Genomic DNA, 21,387 nt, shown 5'->3' with positions numbered 1-21,387 from the left:
CAGAAAATGCACAGGAAAACCCTTGATCACTTATCAAAAGCGGGGGAACCTAGTTTGTTTTCGTAATCTCTGCCTTACTGTCGCCACATTTCACAAAATGTCGTCTTATTCCTCATAATGACGGCTATTCCCTCTACTCTGAGATAAGACAAACGAAAACCCCAGCCAACCCGGCTCAATCTGTGAGGTAACCGCAGTGCAAAAACTCCTGCCGACGCTGCTTGCCGTAGCACTGGTAACAGGTATTGCCGGTTGCTCCACAACTGCATCACAGGGAAGTCCAAAGTCGCTATCGCTAAACGGAAAAAAATTTCACTGTGTTGAACAAGAGCTGGAAACCAAAACGCTGGTGCGCTGTGCCCGCTCAGGTTAAAAATTCAAGTTGCTGTAAAAACGTGAAAAACTAAATATTTTAAGTTGTCTCGGGTATGGAAAATTATTAAAAGTACACAAGTTTAAATCTATTGAATATCGCACGGGCGTTGCCCTTGCCTTTCGAGAAAAACATCTAGTTTTCAGCTTTGTCAGAAGTGATTGGCCCGGGTGCGAAAGAAAATTTTATTCAACCCTGACGACCCGAAGGGTATCGGTCTGGCCACCGGTATCTTGTCGATATCCCCGGGAAACCAATACAAAGTCGCCCGCCTTCAAAAGATTGCGCTGTTTTAAATGGCTGATTGCTTTATTGTCCCGCGACGGTCCATCCATACCCGCCACCGCCATCAAAACCGGATCGACTCCGCGATAGAGGGCAACCCGATTGCAAATTCTGCGGTGCCGGCAAAAGGCATAAATCGGGATCACCGCACGCACCCTGGACATCAAAAGGGCGGTATTACCAGTCTCTGTCTGGCAGATGATGGCCTTGATATCCTGACAGTGATTGGCAATGGTGATCGCGGCCATGGCGATACAGGCATCGCCGGCCGGATAATCGCCGCGCAGACTATCCGAGGGTCTCTGTGTAGCGCGGTGCTTTTCCGCTCCAATAATGACCTCGGCCATATGGCGCACTGTCTCAACCGGATAGTCCCCACTGGCGGTTTCCGCCGACAGCATGACCGCATCGGTACCATCCAGCACTGCATTGGCGACATCGCACACCTCCGCCCGTGTGGGCACAGGGCTGGAAATCATCGACTCCATCATCTGGGTTGCGGTGATCACTGTGCGATTCAGGTAGCGAGCAAAGCGGATTAAATGTTTTTGCACCCCCATCAATTCCGCATCGCCAATTTCCACAGCCAGATCGCCGCGCGCCACCATGATCACATCACTCGCCAAAATCAGATCCTGCAGGTGCTCATCGGTCGAGATCGCCTCTGCCCGCTCAATCTTTGCGACAATCTGGCTGTTGCCGCCCGCCTGCTGCAGAAGCTCCCGTGCCCGGTGAATATCTTGCGCATCGCGGGGAAAAGACACCGCCAGATAATCCAACTGCAGATCGGCAACAACCTGAATATCGCGCAAATCCTTATCTGTTAATGCGGGCGCGGTGAGGCCGCCCCCGCGCTTGTTAACTCCTTTTCGATTGGAGAGCCAGCCCCCTTCCTGCACTTCAGTGGTAACCACATGGCCATCAATTTTCTTTATAAGCAGGCTGAGGCGCCCATCATCCAGAAGCAGCGTATCCCCCGGGCGACAATCTCCGGCCAGCTCAGCATAGTCCACCGATACCCCGGCGCTGCTGCCCCGCTCCCTGGGCCAAGAGGGGTCCAAAATAAACTCGGCACCAGCGGTGAGCTGCACACCGCCATCGATGAATTTTCCCACGCGGATTTTCGGACCCTGCAGGTCCCCCAGTATGGCGATATGGCAGCCCTGGTGGGCGGCCTCTGCGCGCACCTGTTCGGCGCGGCGGCGATGCTCCTCAATTTCGCCGTGAGAAAAATTCAAGCGCACGATATTCACACCGGCGGCAATCAACTGATGCAGGGTGTCCCCCTTATCGGTCGAGGGGCCGAGCGTAGCGACTATTTTTGTCCGTCGGATCATGCCGCACCTAGCCTTACTTTGCGCCTGGATAGCGCCTTCTTTCACAGGGGAAGCATAGCTTGTCATGCCTGACGTCTCTTAACAGAAGGCAGCGACTAAGCTTTGCGTAGACCGGGTTTCAGGCTATGTCGATAGGCCCGTTCGAGTTTGTAGACGCAAGGGTCAGGGAGTAACTCGCCGATGAGCAGGTTGGTGCAACTGTGGCTAATGGGGGCTCTGCTGGTCATCGGTGGATGCCTATCGAACAGTGTGGAAGAAGCCAGAGTTGTACAGAGCGCGGGAACGGCAAGCTCCGTGTGCAATAAGAAGTGGCAGTTGGTGCGTTTGCGTATTAATGGCGGCGCCGTGTCGATCCATAAGCCCGCAGACTTTACCTTCGTGTGTAACCTCGATGGCAATGTGATGGGGCGCAGTGGCATCAACACTTACCGCGGCGAGCTGCAGGTTACCGACAATGGCCTGATGCTGTGGGACAGCTCCAGCTTCGCTTCCACCAAGATGGGCGGTCCAGAGGATCTGCTACAACAGGAGAACACCTACCTGCGCGCCCTTGCTGGAACTCGCCAGGCATTTACTAAGTCCCGCGGGAAACGTTTAATCCTGCGCGATGCCTCCGGCGATATTTATATCGAATATGTCAGGGCAGGATCTTGAACACCACCACAGACCACTGATAGCTTTTACGATTAAATGTCGCAAAAACAATGAGAACGACATCATGCCGCGATCTCACCTTCGCTTGCAGCTTGTAGTCCCAACCCTATTGAGCCTGTTTTTTTCCGGGTGCATGTCCTTTAATGAGCCGGCCCCCCAACCACTCAGACAGCCCGCCTGGTCCGCTTGTGAGCACGACTGGATACTGTCGAACCTGCAGGATGGCGAGAACAGCTACGAGTACACGCTACTGTGGAAAAAGTTCTGGCGCGAACGTCCGTTCTTCACCTGTGATCGGTTCGGCTACGTTCGTGGTAATGGCGGCATCAACCCCTATTTGGGGCGCTTCTCCCTTGAGAACAGCGGAGAACTCTCCTGGCCCAGATCACCGGTCATTTCCAGGGTTGGAAACGGACGCCCCAGTGATGAACTGGAAGCCGATTATCTGAGAGCCCTGCGCAAAACCCGCTTTCTCGAAGTGGTGGGTGACAAATTGATCCTAAGCAGTAACGACAGAGCCACGCGGCTCGAATTTAACCGGGTCGATGAGATTATGCGCTGAGTCGCTGGTATCGCTACCACTGGAACAACCATAAAAAAGGCGACCCAATGGGTCGCCAATATCACAATCAAGAAGAATCAAAAAGATGAGTCAGATGCGCAATCGCATTGGAAGGCCTCGGCGCGCATCATAGTTCTCACAGATGACAGAAAAATGACATAGCGGACCTCAAAAACGCCGCTGATGCCTCTCCAGATTCTCCTGACGCTTGCGTTCACTCTTGCGCAGCAATAGGTAAGTAGCCCCCATGCCACCATGCCGTTTCTGCGCACTGTGAAATGCCAATACTTCATGCAACTGCGGCAGCCAGTGATTAATACAGCTTTTCAAAAGGGCGGGCTGCTTGCGACCCTCACCTTTGCCGTGGGTAATTAGCGCACAGCGCACATCCGCCTCGACACAGTCGCGCACAAACTCCACTACGGCACTGCGCGCCATTTCCACCGAGTGACGATGCAGATCGAGGCGCGCATCCACCGTGTACTTGCCCAGGCGCAAATTGCGATAGACCCCGTTCTGCACCCCGTCGCGCTTGAACTCGATGGGGTCCCAGGGCGCCACCAGCTCGATATATTCACCGGAAAGGGGGTTCATTTCGCGCTCGCTTAAACGAGTCGCAGCGGCACGACGCTCACGCAAGAGACGCTCGGAAGGCTCGCTTTCCTTTCGCAGGGTTACACGGCGCTCCTGCACTAGCGGTTTAACGTCTCCCAGTTCACCGAGAGCGTCTTTAAATAACTTGCTGTCGCTGCTCATGAAATACCCCCCGCCAGCGTCAGTCCAAAAATAAATCCTTGGTCAGATTCCCCGCATTATCAGGGTTATGGGCATAGTCGGTAAAATCTTTTACCCCGCGTTCCACCAGAAGTTCCTCATCGATCAGCTGGCACCCGCTCAGAGTGGCCCCTTTTGTGACCAGTACTTCGTAGGCGGCATCGGCCATAATCGCCGGTTTGCGGCTCTGCTCGAACATCTCGCGATTACCCACCGCAAACTCAATGGCGGCAGTAGCCACCAGAGTGCGCGGCCACAGAGTATTGACGGCGATCCCCGCCTCGCGCAACTCCTCCGCCAATCCCAGGCTTAGGATGGTCATGCCAAATTTGGACAGCGCGTAAGGCGCGAAGGGCCCCAACCATTTGGGTTGCAGATTGAGCGGGGGGCACAGGCTGAGGATATGGGCGTTATCCGACTTTTTCAGGTAGGGAATCGCCAAGTGCGCGGTCAGATACACAGCGCGACTATTGATGTTCAGCATCAGGTCATAGCGCTTGGGCGGGGTGGACTCCACATTAGTCAGATTAATCGCGCCGGCGTTATTGATTACCATATCGATACCGCCGAACTTGTCAGCCGCCTGCGCCATCGCTTCTTCGACCCGCTGCTCATCGCGCACATCCACCTGGAGGGCCAGGGCCTTGCCACCGGCGCTCTCTACTTCCTGTGCCACAGAAAAAATGGTGCCGGGTAACTTCGGGTGGGGCTCTGCGGACTTGGCGGCGATCACAATATTAGCGCCATCCGCCGCGCATTTGAGCGCTATGGCGCGGCCGATACCGCGGCTGGCGCCGGTGATAAAGATGGTCTTGTCCTTAAGCGCCCCTGTGTTTTCTGTCAGGGTTACAAACTCTTCACTCATTGTATTCAGCCTCCGGGGCAGTCACTGCCGGACTGTAGATTTCCTTGAAGATCGCCGGCATGCGCTTCGGTCTACCACTGGAAAGCTCGATGCATACCAACCGCCACTGGGCCCGCAATACCAATGCTCCATCGGCGGCGCGAAAGACTTGAAAGTGGCGGGTCATATTCAGGCGCCCGTCCACCTCTGTGAGCCAGGTACCGAATATCAGTTCATCCCCCTCTTTCGCCGCCAGTATATAGTCATACTGCCCGTGACGAATGGCCATTCCCCGATCGAGGTCCTGGTAATTTATGACATCCAGGCCCAATGCGGCACTGTGGGCCCAGGCAGCAGCTTCGCACCAGCGCACATACTCGGCGTTATTGGCGTGGTGTAAACCATCCACATGCTCAACCCCCACCCTTACCTTGTGGATAAAAGGATTGGGTAAATCCCATTGCATAAGCAGCCCCCGGCTAAGTTTCGAAACCATCGGAATTTATTTCTACTGAGCCCCCAAGGTGCACAAATAACAGATATAAAAAAAGGCCCCTGATGGGACCTTTTTCACAAGCTGGCGGGATTATGCGTCCGCTTTAGCCTGGGCGCCTTCGGCTTGCTGCTGCGCCTGATTCAGGGCTTGGGCAAACAGGGCGTCGAAGTTGACCGGCGGCAGCATCAGAGCCGGGAAGGAACCTTTAACAACGGCATTGTCGATCACTTCGCGAGCATAGGGGAACAGAATCTGCGGGCAGGCAGTATTCAATGCCTGGGCCAGCTGCTGGCCTTCCAGACCCTTGATGCCGAACAGGCCGGCCTGCTTCACTTCCACCAGGAAAGCGGTGTCTTCTTCCAGCTTCACGGTGATGGTGAGCGTCAGCGCCACTTCGTACAGGTCTTCGTCAACCTTGGCGGTCTTGGTGTTCAGCTCCTGGTTTACCTGGGGCTTCCACTGTTTTTTGAAAACCTCGACACCCATGGGGGTTTCGAAGGAGAGGTCCTTCAGGTAGATACGCTGCATCGCGAATTGTACTTGTGGAGCCTCTGCATTTGCCGCGCCGTTTAATTCTTCAGCCATGTTACTGCCTGTTTTTATAAAAAGTTTATTGATGCCTTCCGTGAGAAAGACTCCTTGTATGAGCCTTCAGATGGGGGCCTGCAAATACCGTTTCAAGGCCCGGACCCGATTAATAGCAAATATCCAAAGCCGCGTGAGGCACGCGGCGTCAACCTTTATCAGCCAGCCGCTTTCAGCAATTTATCGAGCTTACCTGCACGCTCATGGGCCATCAGCTCATCACAGCCACCTACGTGGTACTCACCCACCCAGATCTGTGGCACCGTGCGGCGACCGGCTTTTTCCGCCATCTGCGCACGCAGTTCAGGATCGTTATCCACCGCGATCTCGCAATATTCCACACCCTTGTTATCGAGCAGCAACTTAGCGCGAATACAAAAGGGGCAAAAGCGCGTGGTATAGATGACTACTTCCTGCATTACAAAACTCCGCCTGAGGCCGTCAATTGAAAGGTTTAGCTAGCCCTTGCCCTTTACTAGAGGCAGGTTCTGGTTGCTCCACTCACTCATACCGCCCTGCAGGCGGCGCACCTGGAAGCCCTTCTGCTTGAGCAGGCGACCCGCAGGACCGGCGTGCTGCCCCATTTTATCGGCGACAATCACCACCTTATCTTTGAAAGGTTCCAGCTCGGCGATGCGCTCGGCCACTTCCCCGTGGGGAATATGTAAGGCATCGACGATATGCCCAGCGGTAAACTCGCTGCGGTCGCGCACATCCAATACCTTGGCCCCATCGCTGTTGATCAGCCGGGTCACTTCGTGCAGGGAAACCGGCACACCCGCCTTGTAGCGCTCGCTCAGAACCAGCGCATAAAGCAGTGCCACGAGCAGGCCGACCAGCAGCCACTGCTCACTCAAAAAGACGAAAAAATCCACTCCGCCCCCAAAATCCATAGTGGTTATCGTTACGGCGCAGCTGCGCCAAAGCTGGCGGGAGTATACACGATTGTGGCGAATTTCTAACCAGCAAAATCATACCCCGGCGGCACCCACACAGACGCTAATGGACTCACATAGCGCTATTCGACATGGTTAAACGATGGCCGAACGGGTTAAAATCCGCGTCCGCAATCCAAACCACCCGATAGAGGAAACCCGTCGCTATGGCCGCTTCGCAAGCCCCGCACAAACGCCCCTTGGTCCTGCTGATTCTGGACGGCTTCGGCCACAGCGACAATGCCGAGTACAACGCGATTCGCGCCGCAAAGTCTCCGGTGTGGGACAACATCTGGGCGACCCGCCCCAAGACCCTGATTCAGACCTCCGGCATGGCGGTGGGCCTGCCCGAAGGGCAAATGGGCAACTCCGAGGTGGGACACATGACCCTGGGAGCCGGGCGCGTGGTTTACCAGAATTTCACCCGTATCAATAAGGCTATTAAGGACGGCGACTTCTTCCGCAATCCCGCCTACACCGCTGCGGTGGATAAGGCCATTACCAAGAACGGTGCGGTTCATATTATGGGACTGCTGTCCGAGGGCGGAGTACACAGCCACGAAGATCATATCGTCGCCATGGTGACCCTGGCGGCACAGCGCGGAGCCCGCGCCATCTACGTACACGCCTTCCTGGATGGCCGAGACACACCCCCGCGCAGCGCCGAGCCCTCTATCGCGCGCCTGATGCAGGTCTGCGATTCCGTCGGCAATGCCCATATGGCCACTTTGGCTGGCCGCTACTTCGCCATGGACCGCGACCAGCGCTGGGATCGCACCGAATCTGTCTACGATATGCTGACCCTCGGAACCGCAGAGCATAAAGCCACTGACGCCCTGGCGGGATTAGCTGCCGCCTACGAGCGCGGAGAAAACGATGAATTTGTCGCGCCGACAGTGATCGGCGAACCCGCTCCCATCAAAGATGGCGATGCACTGATCTTTATGAACTTCCGCCCGGACCGCGCGCGCCAGCTGACCCGCGCCTTTACCGAAGCGGACTTCAGCGGCTTCGAGCGCAAGGCCCAGCCCAAGCTGGCAGACTTTGTCATGACTACCGAATACGCCGCCGATATCCACGCCAGTTGCGCCTTCCCCCCGGAAAACCTGGTGAATTCCCTCGGTGAATACCTTTCTGCCCAGGGTAAGACCCAGCTGCGCATCGCCGAAACCGAAAAATATGCCCATGTGACTTTCTTCTTCAGCGGCGGCCGCGAAGAGCCCTATCAAGGGGAAACCCGCGAGCTAATCAAATCCCCAGACGTAGCCACCTACGACCTGCAACCGGAAATGAACGCGCCGGAAGTGACCGACAAGCTGGTCGCAGCGATTGAGAGCGGCGAATACGACACCATTATTTGTAACTATGCCAACGGCGACATGGTCGGCCACACCGGTGTCTTCGAAGCCGCGGTAAAAGCCGTGGAAGCCCTGGACCAGTGTGTAGAGCGCGTCGTGGACGCAGCCCTGGCTGCCGGTGGCGAAGTGCTGATCACCGCCGACCACGGCAATGTGGAAGAGATGTTCGATACCAGTTCCGGCCAGGTCAGCACCCAGCACTCCACCCTGCCGGTACCTTTTGTGTACATCGGTGAGCGGAATGTGCAAATGTGTGACGGAGGCAGTCTGGCGGATGTGGCGCCAACCATGTTAGCGTTGATGAATCTGCCACAGCCGGCGGAAATGACCGGCCACAGCTTGGTAAAAATGGACTGATGAAAACGCTCGTACTCTTCCTGATCGCCCTGCTGTCACTGCCCGCCTGGAGTCAGGCGGAAGCGGACCAGCAGGCGCGCCTCACAGAAATCAAGCAACGCATTGAATCCCTGCAACAGGAACTCAATCAGGTGCGCGGCCAGCGCGACCAGCTGCTCAAGGATCTGGAAGAGAACGAGAAAGACATCTCCGGGTTGCACCGGCGCATAGACCAGATCAGACGGGATATGCGCAGCCGCACGGATAAACTGAGAGAACTGCAAGAGGAGCAGAAGCAGCTGCAAGAGGCGCGACGAAGTATGCAGCGGCGGGTCGAACAGGAGATCGCCGCCGCTTACCGACTGGGCCGACAAGAACAGATCAAGCTCCTTCTCAACCAACAAAATCCACAGAACATCGCCCGCCAACTTCGCTACCACGATTACTTCCTCCAAGAACGCAGCCGCGTTATCGACAACTACCTGCAAACCCTCGCCTCGCTGGAAACGGTTTCCACCTCAATCGAGCGCGAGCGCAACAGCCTGCAGGCGGAGCGGGCCCAGCTGCAGGAGCGCCAGGACAAACTGCGCAGCGCGCAGCAGGTGCGCAAGCGCACCCTGGAGAAACTGGCGGCGCGGCTCGCCAATGGCGGTGGCGAACTCAAACAGCTGCAGGGTGACCGCAAACGCCTGCAGACTCTGATTGATGAGGTGGGCCGGGCTATTGCCACACTGGTCAACCCGGACCAACACAAGCCCTTCGCGAAGCAGCGGGGCAGATTGCAGTGGCCTGTTCAGGGCCGCCGCGCCAATGCCTATGGGCAGCGCCGCGCCAATGGGATTACCTGGAAGGGAGTGACTATCCGCGCCAACGAGGGAGAGCCCGTGCGCGCGATACACCGCGGGCGCGTCGTTTTTTCCGATTACCTGCGCGGTCACGGCATGCTGGTGATTCTCGATCACGGCGACGGCTATATGAGCCTCTACGCCCACAACCAATCCCTCACACGGGATATCGGCGAATGGGTGGAGAGCGGCGATACCATCGCACGGGTCGGCAACAGCGGTGGCATCGCGCACAGCGGCCTCTATTTTGAAATACGCCACCGCGGCCAAGCCCAGGACCCCACCGCCTGGTGTCGTGGCTGACCGAACCCCGCCTTTTCCAACTGCTTTTTACCGGTTTTTCTAATCTGGCGCCGTACCCGTGCGCCAGTACTCAGAGCCGCTGTAAGGGAGTTCGGCTTTTCGCGACTAAGCCTCTGGCACAGTAGAATTTGGCGGCGCATTAGAATCCCTGCCAATCTCTGCGGTCTACACTTTCGCAAAGCAGCGAAGAAATAAGGCAGAGGTCACAACAATATGTCCATCTCTAAGGCGCTCACCACATTTCTCGGAGCCGCCGCCCTCACAACCCTGCCATTGATGGGTTTCAGCGAAGGTGGCCAGCAACCCGATACCGCCACCGTAAATAGCGGGCGCCTCCCCCTCGAAGATCTGCGTAGCTTCGCCAAAGTGTTCGAGCAGATTCGCCAGGGTTACGTGGAAGAAGTGGACGACCGCACCCTGCTGGAATACGCCATCAAAGGCATGCTGCAGGGCCTCGATCCCCACTCCTCCTACCTGGACCGCCGCTCCTTCGACGACCTGCAGGCCAACACCACCGGTGAGTTTGCCGGCCTCGGGATTGAGGTGGGCATCGAAGACAACCGCATCACCGTTATCACCCCCATGGATGACACCCCAGCCTCCCGCGCGGGCCTCAAGGCAGGCGATGTGATACTGCGGCTGTCGGGCAAATCAACGAGAGGGGTCGGCCTGGATGAGGCGGTGGAGTGGATGCGTGGGCCCAAGGGCAGCAGCGTCACCCTCACCATCGCCCGTAAAGGCCACAAGGCCCCCTTCGATGTCACCCTCAAGCGAGACACCGTGCGCGTGCGCAGTGTGCGCAGCAAAGTGCTCGACGAAGGCTACGGCTATCTGCGCATCAGCCAGTTTCAGTTGGATACCGGCGCCGATGTGGCGGAAGAGCTGATCAAACTTCAGAAGAAAGGCTCTCTCAAGGGTTTGATTATCGACCTGCGCAACAACCCCGGTGGTGTGCTGCAGTCCTCGGTAGAAGTGGCTGACGCCTTTCTTGAAGAAGGGTTGGTGGTCTACACCGAAGGCCGCAATGAGGCCGCCAATCTGAGCTATTCCGCCGAACCCGGCGACCTGACCGAGGGCGCCCCACTGGTGGTACTAATCAATGCCGGCTCCGCCTCGGCGGCGGAAATTGTCGCCGGCGCCCTGCAGGATCACCGCCGCGCCGTGGTGATGGGGACCGACAGTTTCGGCAAGGGCTCGGTACAGACGGTCATCCCCATCAATAACGAGCGCGCCATCAAGCTCACCACCGCACTCTACTTCACCCCCAATGGCCGCTCCATCCAGGCCCAGGGCATCACGCCAGACATCGTTGTGGAACGCGCCAAGGTCACCCGCCTGAAAGACATGCAGCGCCCCACCGAGGCAGACCTGGCCGGACATTTGAACAATGGTAACGGTGGTGCCGATCGCACCTCGGAAGACCGCGCGCGGGAGCGGGAAGAGGGGGAGCGCGACAACTGGATGGATCGCGACAACCAGATTTTCGAAGCACTCAATGTACTTAAAGGGCTGAATCTCTACGCTCACAGGGACCGGGGTCTGCACGAACGCTTTGCGCGCGCAGATGAACAGTAGTAACGGCGCGCGGCGGGCTCCGGCTCGCCGCCAGCGCAACCACTTGGACTGAGCAACCAGCCCGGCTGAAACGCCTTCGCCTTCCTATCCAGCCTCAATCCATTTCGAGCGTCAGTCCATGGGACTAGAGGCGCATCTCTATTCCCGCTTCCTGCATAAATGTCTTGGCTTCAGCGATGCTGTACTCGCCGAAGTGGAAGATACTGGCCGCCAGCACCGCATCGGCGCCCCCCTGTAAAACCCCTTCGGCCAGGTGCTGCAAGTTGCCGACGCCACCGGAGGCGATCACCGGCACTGGCACCGCCTCGCTTACTGCGCGGGTCAGGGCCAGGTCGAAACCATTTTTGGTGCCATCCCGGTCCATACTGGTGAGCAGTATTTCTCCGGCTCCGTACTCCGCCATCTGTCTCGCCCAGGCTACAGCATCTATGCCGGTGGGCTGACGCCCGCCGTGGGTAAAGATTTCCCAGCGGTTCTCCCCCACCTGCTTGGCGTCAATCGCCACTACGATGCACTGGCTGCCGAAGCGCTCAGCAGCCTCGCGCACAAACTCGGGGTTTTTCACCGCTGCGGAGTTGATCGCGGTCTTGTCGGCACCGGCATTCAACAGGTTGCGAATATCCATCAGGGTGCGTACACCACCGCCCACGGTGAGAGGAATAAACACTTCGTGGGCCATCTTTTCCACGGTGTGCAGTATGGTGTCGCGCTGCTCGTGGGTGGCGGTGATATCCAGGAATGTGACTTCATCCGCACCCGCCTCGTTATAGCGGCGGGCGACTTCTACCGGATCTCCAGCATCGCGGATATCGACAAAATTAACGCCCTTTACCACGCGTCCGGCGTCGACATCGAGGCAGGGAATAATACGTTTCGCCAGTGCCATTACTTGCTCCGTTGATCGCAGAGCTGCTGCGCCGCGCGCAGGTCCAGCTTGTCCTCGTAAATAGCCCGGCCGGTAATCGCACCGTAAATTTCACCGGTTTCCAGCAGCTGCTCGATATCCTCAATGCTGCTGACACCACCGGAGGCGATTATCGGCACTTGTACCGCTCGGGCCAATTCCAGGGTGGCCTCGATATTCACGCCCTGCATCATGCCGTCGCGGGCGATATCGGTGTACACAATGGAGCTGACGCCACAATCTGCAAAACGCTTGGCCAACTCGGTGGCTTTCAGCTCAGACACTTCGGCCCAGCCCTCGGTGGCGACCAGCCCATCTTTGGCGTCGAGTCCAACGATGATATGCCCCTCGAATTCGCGACAGGCCTCCTCGACCAATTTCGGCTGCTTCACCGCGGCGGTGCCGATAATGGCCCATTTCACCCCGGCATCCAGGTATCGTTCGATGGTGTGCAAATCGCGGATGCCGCCGCCGATCTGCACCGGTAAATTGGGAAACTGTTTGGCGATGGCCGTGACCGCTTCACCGTTGACCGGGTTGCCGGCGAAGGCACCATTCAAATCTACCAGGTGCAGGCGCTTGGCCCCCTCATTCACCCAATGCTGGGCGGTCGCCAGTGGGTCGTCGGAGAATACGGTGGCGTCGTCCATTTCGCCCTGGCGCAGGCGCACGCACTGGCCGTCTTTCAAGTCGATAGCGGGAATTACAATCATGCTCTGCCTTTCGTCGGCGGTGGTTATCGAAGTCAGGAATCGTCGGCAGGGCTCAGGCCCGGCCATTCCAACTGACAAAGTTCTTTAAAAGTTGCAGGCCGGTATCGGCGCTCTTCTCCGGGTGGAACTGGGTGGCGAAGATATTCTCCCGTGCCACCGCAGCCGCCAGGGGCACACCGTAATCGGCGCGCCCAGCCAGATCCCCGTTGTCTTCAGCCGGTACATAGTAACTGTGCACAAAGTAGAAACGGCTGCCATCGGCAATGCCGGCCCACAGCGGATGCTCACGGGTTTGCTTTACCTGGTTCCAGCCCATATGCGGCACTTTTAAGCGCTCGCCGGTGGCTGCCAGCGGCAGGTCGTTGCCAAAAAACTTTACCGGCTGCGGAAAGATATCCAGGCAGTCGATGCCGTTGTTCTCCTCGCTGTGGCGCATCATGATCTGCATACCCACGCAAATACCCAACACCGGTGTACCCGCCGCAATAGCGTCCTTCAATAGCGGTGCAAAACCCGCTTCAACAAAGCCCGCCATACAGTCGCGAATAGCGCCCACACCCGGCACTAATAAGCGCTCGGCCCCCTGGGCCTGCTGCGGAGTTTGTGCCAGAACCACCTCGGCTTCCGGCGCCACCTTATCCAGGGCACTGGCAACCGAGTGCAGGTTACCCATACCGTAATCGAGAACTGCGATCCGACCCATCACAACACCCCCTTAGTAGAGGGCATGGTGCCGGCCATACGCGGGTCCAGGGTAAGCGCCATACGCAGGGCGCGGCCGAAGGCCTTGAATACAGTCTCCACCTGATGGTGGGCGTTGTGGCCGCGCAGGCAATCTATGTGCACGGTCACCAGGGCGTGGTTGACGAAGCCCTGGAAGAATTCATAGAACAGCTCGGTATCGAAATTGCCGATGCGTTTCTGGGTAAAGGGCACATCCATCACCAGACCCGGGCGACCGGAGAAATCGATCACCACGCGGGAGAGCGCCTCGTCCAGGGGCACATAGCTGTGGCCGTAACGGGTCATGCCCTTCTTGTCCCCCAGAGCTTGAGTAATGGCCTTGCCGAGGGTAATACCGATATCTTCCACCGTATGGTGGTCGTCAATATGAATATCGCCATCGCAGCGAATATCCATATCGATCATGCCGTGTCGGGCAATTTGATCGAGCATATGCTCGAGAAAAGGAACGCCGGTGGCAAACTGGCCGTGCCCCTGGCCGTCCAGATTGACGCTGACTTGAATCTTGGTTTCCAGTGTGTCGCGGGTGACGCTAGCCTTGCGCATCGAAAGCGTTCCTTTTATGAGCAATAAGACAGAGGGCGCAGATTATAAGATGAATGATGCCTTCTGTGGTTCGCTAGTGTCAGATGAAACTTGATTCGTAACCACAAGCACATATCATGCGCGGTATGGTTACCTTAAAGCGCCGAAAATCCCATTACTGGGCCAGCCTGTTCCTGCTACTCGCATTAGTAGCAGCTCAGCCGCTGTGGGCGGAGCACTTCCATCTCGGTAACAGCCAGGTGGAACTGTGTGACCTGTGCTGCATGTATTCGCCTGCAGCACTCGGCAGCGAGCCACCGCTCGTTCAGGCTGAGCCCCAAAGTCACTACAACCGGCCCTCTGCGCCGGCAGCGCGCGATCGCCAGCCGGAGCGCCAGAGCGCGCGCGCCCCTCCCCTGTCCCTGTCTCTCAGCTAACCCTAAAAAAAACCAACAATTTATTTTGTGGATGCCCGCGCCTGTGCGCGTAAGGCAGCATCCGCCTGTGACAGGACATAAAAAACAAATGACCAAGTTCAATACTCTGGCCCTGGCCATTGCCAGCCTGGCTGCGCCCGCTATTTACGCCGCTGAAAACAACCCGGCACTTGAAGAGGTGAATGTCACCGTTTCGCCGCTGGATAAACCCGCCGATGCCGTGGCAGCACCGGTTTCTATTCTCTCCGGCGACGCACTGCGCAAATCCGCAGCCGCTACCCTGGGCCAGACTTTGCAGGACCAGCCCGGTGTGGCCAATGCCTCTTTCGGCAGTGGCGTGGGTCTGCCGGTTATCCGCGGCCAAAGTGCCAATCGGGTAAAAATCCTCAGTGACAACCTGGATGTATCCGACGCTTCCAACACCAGTGCCGATCATGCCGCCAGCATCGAACCCTTACTGGCCGAGCGCATTGAGATACTGCGCGGCCCCGCCGCCCTGCGTTACGGCAGCGGCGCCGTGGGCGGTGTGGTGAATATTACTGACGGACGCATCCCCACTGCCGTGCCCGAGAAAGTGGAAGGCGCGGTAGAGCTGCGCCACAACAGCGCCGACAACCAGGATGCCTCGGTATTTCGCTTCACCGGCGGCGCCGGGCAGCTGGCCTGGTATGTGGACGGTGTCTACCGGGAAAATGACAATACCGAAATCCCGGGCCTCGCTATCGTTGAGCATGGCGAGCATGAAGAACACCATGAACACGAAGAGCACGCCGGCGAAGAAGGCGAGCACGAGGAGGCGTTCAACACCGATGGCTTCGTGGGCAACACCAATGCCCGCGCCCACAGCTATAGCGGTGGGGTTTCCTGGATCACCGACAGCGGTTTTATCGGCTTCTCCGTAAACCGGCTGGAAAACAATTACGGCATCCCCCTGGGCACCCATGAGCATCACCATGATGAGGAGGAGCATGCGGGTGAAGACCACGACGATCACGATGAACACGACCATGGCGAACACGAGGAGCACGCCGAGGCCAGTGAGATCGATGCGGTACGTATCGACCTGGTGCAAACCCGCTATGACCTGAAAGGTGAGCACCGCTTCGACGGCGATTACTGGGACAAACTGAGCCTGCGCATCGGCTACAACGATTACGAGCATGTGGAGCTGGATGCCGGCAATCCGGGCACCCGCTTCACCAATGAGGCCTGGGAGAGCCGAATCGAAATAACCCACGATGCCGGCAATGGCTGGCGCGGTGCCTATGGCCTGCAATTGACCGACAAAGACTTTGCCGCAGTAGGTGACGAAGCCTTCATCCAACCCTCACGTACCCGCAGCGCCGGGTTCTTTACCATGAAAGAGCGCGAGTGGGGCGACTGGCACCTGGACCTGGGCGCACGTCTGGAGCGAGTAGAAATAGACCCGGAAATCGACAAAGACCGCGATTACAATCTGATCGGCGCCAGCGCGACGCTGCAGTACTTCCTCGCCGAGCACCAGCATATCAGCTTCGGCGCTACCCACTCCGAGCGTGCTCCTGTGGCCGAGGAGCTGTTTGCCGACGGAGCGCACCTGGCGGAATCCCGCTACCTCTTGGGCAACAACCAGCTGGATAAAGAGAACGGCGTTAACCTGGAACTGGGTTATCACCACCACAATGAAGCCGCCAACGGCTGGCACGCGGCGCGTATTGAGGCCAGTGTGTTCTACAACCAGATCGGTGACTATATCTACGCGCAAAACACCGGCGGTGAGGAAGAGGAGCTGCCGGTCTATGCCTATGCCAACCGCGATGCAACTTTCTACGGTGCCGAGGCCTCGGTGACCTTCCCCTTACAGGGAGGCCACTATGTCACCTTGTTTGGCGATATGGTGCGCGCCAGCTTCGATGATGACATCGCCGGCGAAAGCTCCGATGTACCGCGTATGCCGCCGCTGCGTATGGGCCTGGCCCTGGGGGCCGAGTACGACCAGTGGGGCTGGGAATGGCGCACTGTAAAGGCGGCGGACCAGGATCGCGCCGGCGCCTATGAAGAACCCACCGATGGTTACACCCGCATGGACCTGAGCGCCGAGTACAACCTCAAGATCGGCAGCAGCGACGCGGTGCTCTTCGCCAGCGCCCGCAACCTGCTCGACGAAGAAATTCGCAACTCCACCTCCCTGCTGCGCGACTATGCCCCGGCGCCAGGCCGCAGTATCGAAGCCGGCGTGCGGTTTATTTTCTAAGCCACAACTGCTTCAATGGCCCCGCGGCGCACCCAGCTCCGCGGGGCTGCATCTCCTACACTTCCCGGATAGGCTCTCGGTGAACACCTGTGGGAACATCAACCCCCACCGCGGCGTCTGAAGTATTAATACACGCTCGACGTACCTTCTAAAAAACACAGGGACAATCCACTCCATGGCCTGGATCAAGCGCACATTTATCGCTCTATTGGTCGTTTTCCTGCTACTCGCCGGCGCTGTCGCCTGGCTGCTGGCCGGCCTCGACATCAATCAATACAAGCCGCAACTGGAAAAACTCGCTGCCAAACAGGGCATTTCCCTGCAACTCCAGGGCGATATCGGTTGGCAGCTGTGGCCCAAATTGGGGCTGCAACTAGATGATGTCACCATGGCGCCATTGCAGCTGCCGAAAGAGACCCTGGTGCGCGCCGACAAAATCGCCGTGGGTGTGGCCCTCAAGCCACTGCTGCAGCGCCGCGTGGAAGCCGAGGAAATCGTGCTGGTGGCACCGCAGATCGAACTCACGGTGGACAAAGAGGGGCGCGGTAACTGGGAGTTGATCAGTGAGGCACTGGAAGCGCAGAAAAAACAGCCGCCCAAGCTTGAGATCCCCAAGGAAACAGAGACACCGGCCGAGCAACAGGTTGAGCTCAGCCTGAACAAGTTGCGCATTGAAAAGGGCTTGCTCTCCTACAGTGACGCCCGCACAGGCAAAGTCTATAAAGTGGAAAACCTAAACATCAGCGCCGACAACCTGGTACCCGGCGGCGAACCGGGTCAGCTCAGCGCCGATGCCAGTGTGACGGGCAGCGACTTACGCTACCCACTGAAACTTAAAATGGACAGCACCCTGGCCCTGGACGAAGGCCTCAACGGCCTGCGCCTGCAGCCATTGCAGCTGGTGCTCACTTCCGATAACAACGCGCAGGCCACCATGCACCTGCGCGGCTATGTGCGCCGCGACAACGGCAACCAACCCTGGCGCGTGCAGATGAACCTAAACGCCAGCGTCGACCCTCTGCGCCCCTGGCTGGAACTGACCGGCAGTGAAGTCGTGACTCGCGACAGCGCCGCACTGCAAAAGCTGAATATCGAAGCCAGCATCGAAGGCACCGAACAAAAACTCAACCTGACACCACTGCAATTACAGCTCGACGGCACCACCTTTAACGGTAACGCCCAAGTGCGCAATGCAGAGATGCCGGGGCTCGACCTGAGCCTGCGCGGCGGCGCCTTCAACCTGGATAACTATCTGCCACCGGCAGAAGAGAAGAGCGAGAAGACTGGCGAGCAAACAAGCGGGGAGGCAGCAACGAAGGCCCCCTCTACCGAAGCCACCGCACAGAGTGAGGAGTCTACCCAGACCCCAACTTCCGCGGAGACCCTAAGCGCCCAGCAGACGGAAAAGAAACCCAAGCCCAAAGCCGGTGAGCAGCTGCCCGCCGAACCCCTACCTCTCAGCGACCTGCGTGGCTTTAACGCCAATATCAGCCTGGCGCTGGACCAGCTACAGGCTGCGGGCCTGCAACTGGACAGCCCGGAAATCCAACTCACCGTAGATAACGGCCTCTACCAGCTGCAAAAACTCAGTGCCGACCTCTACGGCGGCCAGCTCAATAGCAACGGCCAGTTCAACGCTCGCGCCCAGACCGCAGAGGGCCAGGTGCGCGGTGGCCTGGTCGGTGTGGATATCGGCAAGGTACAGGAAGCGCTGTTCCCCAGTGAAAAAGTGCAAATAGCCGGTGAAGCCAGCGTCAACTGGGATGGGCAGGCCAAAGGCAAGACCTCCACGGACCTGCAACAAAACCTGCGCGCCGCCGTCAATGTCTCCAGCAAGGAGCTATCCATAGCGCCGTTCAATCTGGAAAAGAGCATGTGCCAGCTGTTCAGCTACGCAGAGAATACTCCGTTGCCGGAGAGAAACTGGCCCGCCCAGACCAATCTGCAAGATGTGCGCGCCACCATCGCGGTGAAGGGTGACGAAGTAAAAGTGACCGAAATTCTCGCCGGCATCGAGAATATCGCCATGACTGGCGATGGCGAGGTGGACCTGAAAAAACAGGACTTCGACTTCGCCCTCGGCCTCGCTTTAGTGGGCGAGAGCACCTCCGCCGATGGCTGCACCGTCAAGAACAAACGTTGGCGTAACCGCCCGCTGCCGCTGCGCTGCAAAGCCGACTTCGACGATGTGGGCCCAACAACCTGTAAACCCGACAGCCGCCGCCTCGATGACTTAGTGCGCGAGGAACTGAAATACAAAGCCAAGAAAAAATATGGCGATAAAGTGGAAGAAAAAGTCGACGAGCTGAAAGACAAACTGAAAAATCTTTTCGGCCGTTAATGTAAGCCGCACCGGGTTCCGCCCGGTGCGCAACTCCTCCCCCAATCACCCACGCTATTCAGTTGCGCAATCCTTCCCGTAACTCCAAAGCAGTTGTAAAAATACCGCCCTAAGTACAAAGAACGAAAAACAACCAGGCAAAGAAAATTCGAATAAGTCACTTATAAGGCGGTGTTATTGCGAGTGACTTAGAGCAGTTCTTAGCCCATGCCTGGGGGTGGCCATCCAGTGCGCCGAGTTCACCCAAGCTATTTTTTACATCGGTCGAGGTTTTTCTCATCGCACGACAACTTCCTTATTACCTACACTTTCTTTTCCCAAAATTCGTTCAAACTCTATGGGGTTAATTGGTCAAATAATAGGAATAACAAATGCCATTACTGGAACGGAATCGAGACAATCAATCCAAGCAGGTGATCACCAAGCTGGTGACTAGCGCTGCGAAAAACACACCTGCAGAGGAGGCCTGGGGTAACCACCATGTGAACTGCTATGCCTGGGCCGCAAACTGCGAGGAGCCCCACAAGGGCAAGCCTGATCCCGGCTCCTACTCCGGTTATGACGCGGGCTTGGACAATGACCGCCTGATTGAGGGCGCCAAGCGCGATGGTATGGCTTATGTAGCCAACGCCCCAGCAAACGATCCCCCGCCTTTCACCAAAGGTTATTACTGTGTTGCCCTGTATAAGTCCACAACCGATCACCACTGGTACAGGCGGGACCCGGAAACCGGCTACTGGACTCACAAACCCGGCGCCCACCGGGTGAAAAACTACGGGCCCGGTTTTGTGATTCTGCCCAAGCAGCTGGAGACCGCAAACCATAACTATGGCATGGCTGCCACCAATTATCGCTTTGTCGGCTATTTCTATGTCCCGGAAGAGGGCATACAGGTCTGATCGCTAAGCGGAGATCGTCACGGTGCTGCTCAGACTGAGCTAGACCTGAACTAGATAAGATGGGTGGCAAGGCCTGCGCTCACCGAAAAAATATGGCGATTAGGCTGAAGAAAAGGTCGACGAATTGAGAGAAACCATGAAAAATCTCTTCCGTCGCTAAGACCCAGGCAAAGTGCACCGAGGTTAACTCGTGCACGGCCCCAAGGTTTCCATCACAAACTCCAGCCCGCAGTATCTCCATGACCCCAAAGCAGTTCCAAAACGCCGCTCTCAAATGGTTCGACAAACACGGGCGCAAGGACCTGCCCTGGCAGCAGAATATCAATCCCTATCGCGTGTGGGTTTCCGAGATCATGCTGCAGCAGACCCAGGTCAGCACGGTGATCCCCTACTTTGAGCGCTTTATGCAGAGCTTTCCCACCCTGGAAAGCCTCGCCACCGCGCCGTTGGATAAGGTGCTGGCTCACTGGAGTGGCCTCGGTTATTACGCCCGCGCGCGCAATCTGCACAAATGTGCGCAGACGGTGTTGCAGGAACACGATGGGGAATTTCCACGGGATGTAGAAGCGCTCATCGAGCTGAGCGGCATCGGCCGCTCCACCGCCGGCGCCATTGCCAGTATCAGCATGGGACTCAGGGCGCCGATTCTGGATGGCAACGTAAAACGGGTACTGGCGCGCTTCCACGCCGTGGAAGGCTGGCCGGGGCAGAGCGCCGTGGCCAATCAATTGTGGGAGCTGGCCGAGACCTACACCCCGGACAAACGCATTAACGATTACACCCAGGTGATGATGGATCTGGGTGCCACCCTGTGCACCCGCAGCAAACCCCGCTGTGAAGAGTGCCCGTTAAAGAAATCCTGTATGGCCCACGCCCAAGGCAATCCGCAGGATTACCCCGGCAAAAAACCGCGCAAAGAAAAACCAGTGCGCAGCGCCACCTTGTTACTGCTGGAATACCAGGGCGAAATTTATCTAGAGCAGCGCCCCGCCAGCGGTATCTGGGGTGGCCTCTGGTGTCCTCCCCAGGCAGAAGATGCCAAGGCCTGGCTCAAACAACAGCGCTGGCGCGCCAGTGAAATACACACGCTACCGCTGCTGCGACACACCTTTACCCACTTCCACCTGGATATTACCCCGCTGAGGGTACAGCTCGACAAAGTCTCCACCCAGGTGGCGGAGAGCGGCGCCGGCTGGTATAAACTGCGACAACTAAACCGCGCCCGCGCGGCCCAGGAGCTGGGGCTACCCGCCCCAATCGTAAAGCTGGCAAAACAACTATTGGCGCTGCAGGCACCCCTGCTCGCCCCAACTACGGCCGACTAGAACC

At 57.6% G+C, this 21,387-nt stretch carries 22 protein-coding genes; 11 read left to right on the top strand and 11 right to left on the bottom strand.

From position 1 onward, the window contains the following. Positions 1–196 precede the first annotated feature (196 nt). A complete protein-coding gene (locus ACXAFI_RS18830) occupies positions 197–373 on the top strand; it encodes a hypothetical protein (RefSeq protein WP_475110006.1) in 177 nt (58 codons plus the stop codon). A 185-nt stretch (positions 374–558) separates the two neighbouring features. Here the strand turns inward: ACXAFI_RS18830 and pyk are convergent, their stop codons facing one another. Next, positions 559–1,995, bottom strand: coding sequence for a pyruvate kinase (pyk, locus tag ACXAFI_RS18825; protein WP_475110019.1), 1,437 nt, complete (start codon positions 1,993–1,995; stop codon positions 559–561). Between the two features lie 180 nt (positions 1,996–2,175). Here pyk and ACXAFI_RS18820 point away from each other — a divergent pair, with 180 nt between their 5' ends. Both ACXAFI_RS18820 and ACXAFI_RS18815 read left to right on the top strand, forming a co-directional pair. Beyond that, positions 2,176–2,649, top strand: a complete 474-nt coding sequence (locus ACXAFI_RS18820; RefSeq protein WP_444920417.1) for an META domain-containing protein — start codon at positions 2,176–2,178, stop codon at positions 2,647–2,649. A 64-nt stretch (positions 2,650–2,713) separates the two neighbouring features. After that, complete coding sequence (locus ACXAFI_RS18815; protein WP_475110005.1) at positions 2,714–3,211, top strand: META domain-containing protein; 498 nt, start codon at positions 2,714–2,716, stop codon at positions 3,209–3,211. Positions 3,212–3,379: 168 nt separating this feature from the next. Here the strand turns inward: ACXAFI_RS18815 and smrA are convergent, their stop codons facing one another. The 6 genes from smrA to ACXAFI_RS18785 form a co-directional block, all read right to left on the bottom strand. Further along, on the bottom strand, positions 3,380–3,967 hold the full coding sequence (gene smrA / locus ACXAFI_RS18810) for a DNA endonuclease SmrA (protein ID WP_475110004.1): 588 nt from the start codon (positions 3,965–3,967) through the stop codon (positions 3,380–3,382). 19 nt (positions 3,968–3,986) lie between these two features. Continuing rightward, positions 3,987–4,850 carry an SDR family oxidoreductase gene (locus ACXAFI_RS18805; RefSeq protein WP_475110003.1) on the bottom strand — a complete coding sequence of 288 codons (864 nt, stop codon included), beginning with the start codon at positions 4,848–4,850 and terminating at the stop codon, positions 3,987–3,989. Next, positions 4,843–5,295: an acyl-CoA thioesterase gene (locus tag ACXAFI_RS18800; RefSeq protein WP_475110002.1), complete on the bottom strand. Its 453-nt coding sequence runs from the start codon at positions 5,293–5,295 to the stop codon at positions 4,843–4,845. Before ACXAFI_RS18800 ends, ACXAFI_RS18805 begins: the two co-directional genes overlap by 8 nt. A gap of 120 nt (positions 5,296–5,415) precedes the next feature. After that, entirely contained in the window at positions 5,416–5,910 is a 495-nt protein-coding gene (secB, locus tag ACXAFI_RS18795) for a protein-export chaperone SecB (protein ID WP_152455675.1), read from the bottom strand. Positions 5,911–6,068: 158 nt separating this feature from the next. Further along, the gene (gene grxC, locus ACXAFI_RS18790; RefSeq protein WP_475110001.1) at positions 6,069–6,329 is read right to left on the bottom strand and encodes a glutaredoxin 3; all 261 of its coding nucleotides are present in this window, start codon (positions 6,327–6,329) and stop codon (positions 6,069–6,071) included. A gap of 39 nt (positions 6,330–6,368) precedes the next feature. Beyond that, the gene (locus ACXAFI_RS18785; RefSeq protein WP_253868751.1) at positions 6,369–6,785 is read right to left on the bottom strand and encodes a rhodanese-like domain-containing protein; all 417 of its coding nucleotides are present in this window, start codon (positions 6,783–6,785) and stop codon (positions 6,369–6,371) included. A 227-nt stretch (positions 6,786–7,012) separates the two neighbouring features. Between ACXAFI_RS18785 and gpmI the strand changes: the two genes are divergently transcribed. The 3 genes from gpmI (at position 7,013) to ACXAFI_RS18770 (ending at position 11,262) form a co-directional block, all read left to right on the top strand. Further along, complete coding sequence (gpmI, locus tag ACXAFI_RS18780; RefSeq protein ID WP_475110000.1) at positions 7,013–8,560, top strand: 2,3-bisphosphoglycerate-independent phosphoglycerate mutase; 1,548 nt, start codon at positions 7,013–7,015, stop codon at positions 8,558–8,560. Then, positions 8,560–9,687, top strand: coding sequence for a murein hydrolase activator EnvC family protein (locus ACXAFI_RS18775; protein ID WP_152455683.1), 1,128 nt, complete (start codon positions 8,560–8,562; stop codon positions 9,685–9,687). Before gpmI ends, ACXAFI_RS18775 begins: the two co-directional genes overlap by 1 nt. A 213-nt stretch (positions 9,688–9,900) precedes the next feature. Continuing rightward, positions 9,901–11,262: a S41 family peptidase gene (locus tag ACXAFI_RS18770; protein WP_475109999.1), complete on the top strand. Its 1,362-nt coding sequence runs from the start codon at positions 9,901–9,903 to the stop codon at positions 11,260–11,262. Between the two features lie 124 nt (positions 11,263–11,386). Here ACXAFI_RS18770 and hisF read toward each other — a convergent pair whose 3' ends face one another. The 4 genes from hisF to hisB are packed head-to-tail and all read right to left on the bottom strand — an operon-like array spanning position 11,387 to position 14,169. Continuing rightward, a complete protein-coding gene (gene hisF / locus ACXAFI_RS18765) occupies positions 11,387–12,148 on the bottom strand; it encodes an imidazole glycerol phosphate synthase subunit HisF (protein WP_152455687.1) in 762 nt (253 codons plus the stop codon). Beyond that, positions 12,148–12,879 (bottom strand): 1-(5-phosphoribosyl)-5-[(5-phosphoribosylamino)methylideneamino]imidazole-4-carboxamide isomerase, encoded by a 732-nt coding sequence (hisA, locus tag ACXAFI_RS18760; RefSeq protein WP_475109998.1) that lies wholly within the window; start codon positions 12,877–12,879, stop codon positions 12,148–12,150. The genes hisF and hisA overlap by 1 nt, the downstream gene beginning before the upstream one ends. Before the next feature lie 52 nt (positions 12,880–12,931). Then, positions 12,932–13,582 carry an imidazole glycerol phosphate synthase subunit HisH gene (gene hisH, locus ACXAFI_RS18755; protein WP_475109997.1) on the bottom strand — a complete coding sequence of 217 codons (651 nt, stop codon included), beginning with the start codon at positions 13,580–13,582 and terminating at the stop codon, positions 12,932–12,934. Continuing rightward, on the bottom strand, positions 13,582–14,169 hold the full coding sequence (hisB, locus tag ACXAFI_RS18750) for an imidazoleglycerol-phosphate dehydratase HisB (protein WP_152455691.1): 588 nt from the start codon (positions 14,167–14,169) through the stop codon (positions 13,582–13,584). The genes hisH and hisB overlap by 1 nt, the downstream gene beginning before the upstream one ends. Before the next feature lie 116 nt (positions 14,170–14,285). Between hisB and ACXAFI_RS18745 the strand changes: the two genes are divergently transcribed. From ACXAFI_RS18745 to mutY, 5 genes are all read left to right on the top strand, one after another. Then, the gene (locus tag ACXAFI_RS18745; RefSeq protein WP_475109996.1) at positions 14,286–14,585 is read left to right on the top strand and encodes a hypothetical protein; all 300 of its coding nucleotides are present in this window, start codon (positions 14,286–14,288) and stop codon (positions 14,583–14,585) included. Positions 14,586–14,673: 88 nt separating this feature from the next. Next, positions 14,674–16,818 (top strand): TonB-dependent receptor, encoded by a 2,145-nt coding sequence (locus ACXAFI_RS18740; RefSeq protein WP_475109995.1) that lies wholly within the window; start codon positions 14,674–14,676, stop codon positions 16,816–16,818. A gap of 175 nt (positions 16,819–16,993) precedes the next feature. Continuing rightward, complete coding sequence (locus ACXAFI_RS18735; RefSeq protein WP_475109994.1) at positions 16,994–19,159, top strand: AsmA family protein; 2,166 nt, start codon at positions 16,994–16,996, stop codon at positions 19,157–19,159. 371 nt (positions 19,160–19,530) lie between these two features. Next, positions 19,531–20,058, top strand: coding sequence for a hypothetical protein (locus tag ACXAFI_RS18730; RefSeq protein ID WP_444920430.1), 528 nt, complete (start codon positions 19,531–19,533; stop codon positions 20,056–20,058). A 239-nt stretch (positions 20,059–20,297) separates the two neighbouring features. Then, positions 20,298–21,383, top strand: a complete 1,086-nt coding sequence (mutY, locus tag ACXAFI_RS18725) for an A/G-specific adenine glycosylase (RefSeq protein WP_475109993.1) — start codon at positions 20,298–20,300, stop codon at positions 21,381–21,383. The last annotated feature ends 4 nt before the right edge of the window (positions 21,384–21,387 follow it).

Source organism: Microbulbifer sp. ABH2_005 (assembly GCF_056160005.1).
The sequence above is the reverse complement of the archived record's forward strand: the minus strand, read 5'-3'. Positions and strand labels throughout refer to the sequence as shown.

Coding starts and splice junctions, on each gene's coding strand:
- ACXAFI_RS18815 (WP_475110005.1), top strand. CDS start 2,714: ATGCCGCGATCTCACCTTCGCTTGCAGCTTGTAGTCCCAACCCTATTG.
- ACXAFI_RS18820 (WP_444920417.1), top strand. CDS start 2,176: ATGAGCAGGTTGGTGCAACTGTGGCTAATGGGGGCTCTGCTGGTCATC.
- hisA (WP_475109998.1), bottom strand. CDS start 12,879: ATGATTGTAATTCCCGCTATCGACTTGAAAGACGGCCAGTGCGTGCGC.
- ACXAFI_RS18770 (WP_475109999.1), top strand. CDS start 9,901: ATGTCCATCTCTAAGGCGCTCACCACATTTCTCGGAGCCGCCGCCCTC.
- secB (WP_152455675.1), bottom strand. CDS start 5,910: ATGGCTGAAGAATTAAACGGCGCGGCAAATGCAGAGGCTCCACAAGTA.
- hisF (WP_152455687.1), bottom strand. CDS start 12,148: ATGGCACTGGCGAAACGTATTATTCCCTGCCTCGATGTCGACGCCGGA.
- hisB (WP_152455691.1), bottom strand. CDS start 14,169: ATGCGCAAGGCTAGCGTCACCCGCGACACACTGGAAACCAAGATTCAA.
- hisH (WP_475109997.1), bottom strand. CDS start 13,582: ATGGGTCGGATCGCAGTTCTCGATTACGGTATGGGTAACCTGCACTCG.
- pyk (WP_475110019.1), bottom strand. CDS start 1,995: ATGATCCGACGGACAAAAATAGTCGCTACGCTCGGCCCCTCGACCGAT.
- ACXAFI_RS18805 (WP_475110003.1), bottom strand. CDS start 4,850: ATGAGTGAAGAGTTTGTAACCCTGACAGAAAACACAGGGGCGCTTAAG.
- grxC (WP_475110001.1), bottom strand. CDS start 6,329: ATGCAGGAAGTAGTCATCTATACCACGCGCTTTTGCCCCTTTTGTATT.
- ACXAFI_RS18735 (WP_475109994.1), top strand. CDS start 16,994: ATGGCCTGGATCAAGCGCACATTTATCGCTCTATTGGTCGTTTTCCTG.
- smrA (WP_475110004.1), bottom strand. CDS start 3,967: ATGAGCAGCGACAGCAAGTTATTTAAAGACGCTCTCGGTGAACTGGGA.
- mutY (WP_475109993.1), top strand. CDS start 20,298: ATGACCCCAAAGCAGTTCCAAAACGCCGCTCTCAAATGGTTCGACAAA.
- ACXAFI_RS18740 (WP_475109995.1), top strand. CDS start 14,674: ATGACCAAGTTCAATACTCTGGCCCTGGCCATTGCCAGCCTGGCTGCG.
- ACXAFI_RS18775 (WP_152455683.1), top strand. CDS start 8,560: ATGAAAACGCTCGTACTCTTCCTGATCGCCCTGCTGTCACTGCCCGCC.
- ACXAFI_RS18745 (WP_475109996.1), top strand. CDS start 14,286: ATGCGCGGTATGGTTACCTTAAAGCGCCGAAAATCCCATTACTGGGCC.
- ACXAFI_RS18800 (WP_475110002.1), bottom strand. CDS start 5,295: ATGCAATGGGATTTACCCAATCCTTTTATCCACAAGGTAAGGGTGGGG.
- ACXAFI_RS18730 (WP_444920430.1), top strand. CDS start 19,531: ATGCCATTACTGGAACGGAATCGAGACAATCAATCCAAGCAGGTGATC.
- gpmI (WP_475110000.1), top strand. CDS start 7,013: ATGGCCGCTTCGCAAGCCCCGCACAAACGCCCCTTGGTCCTGCTGATT.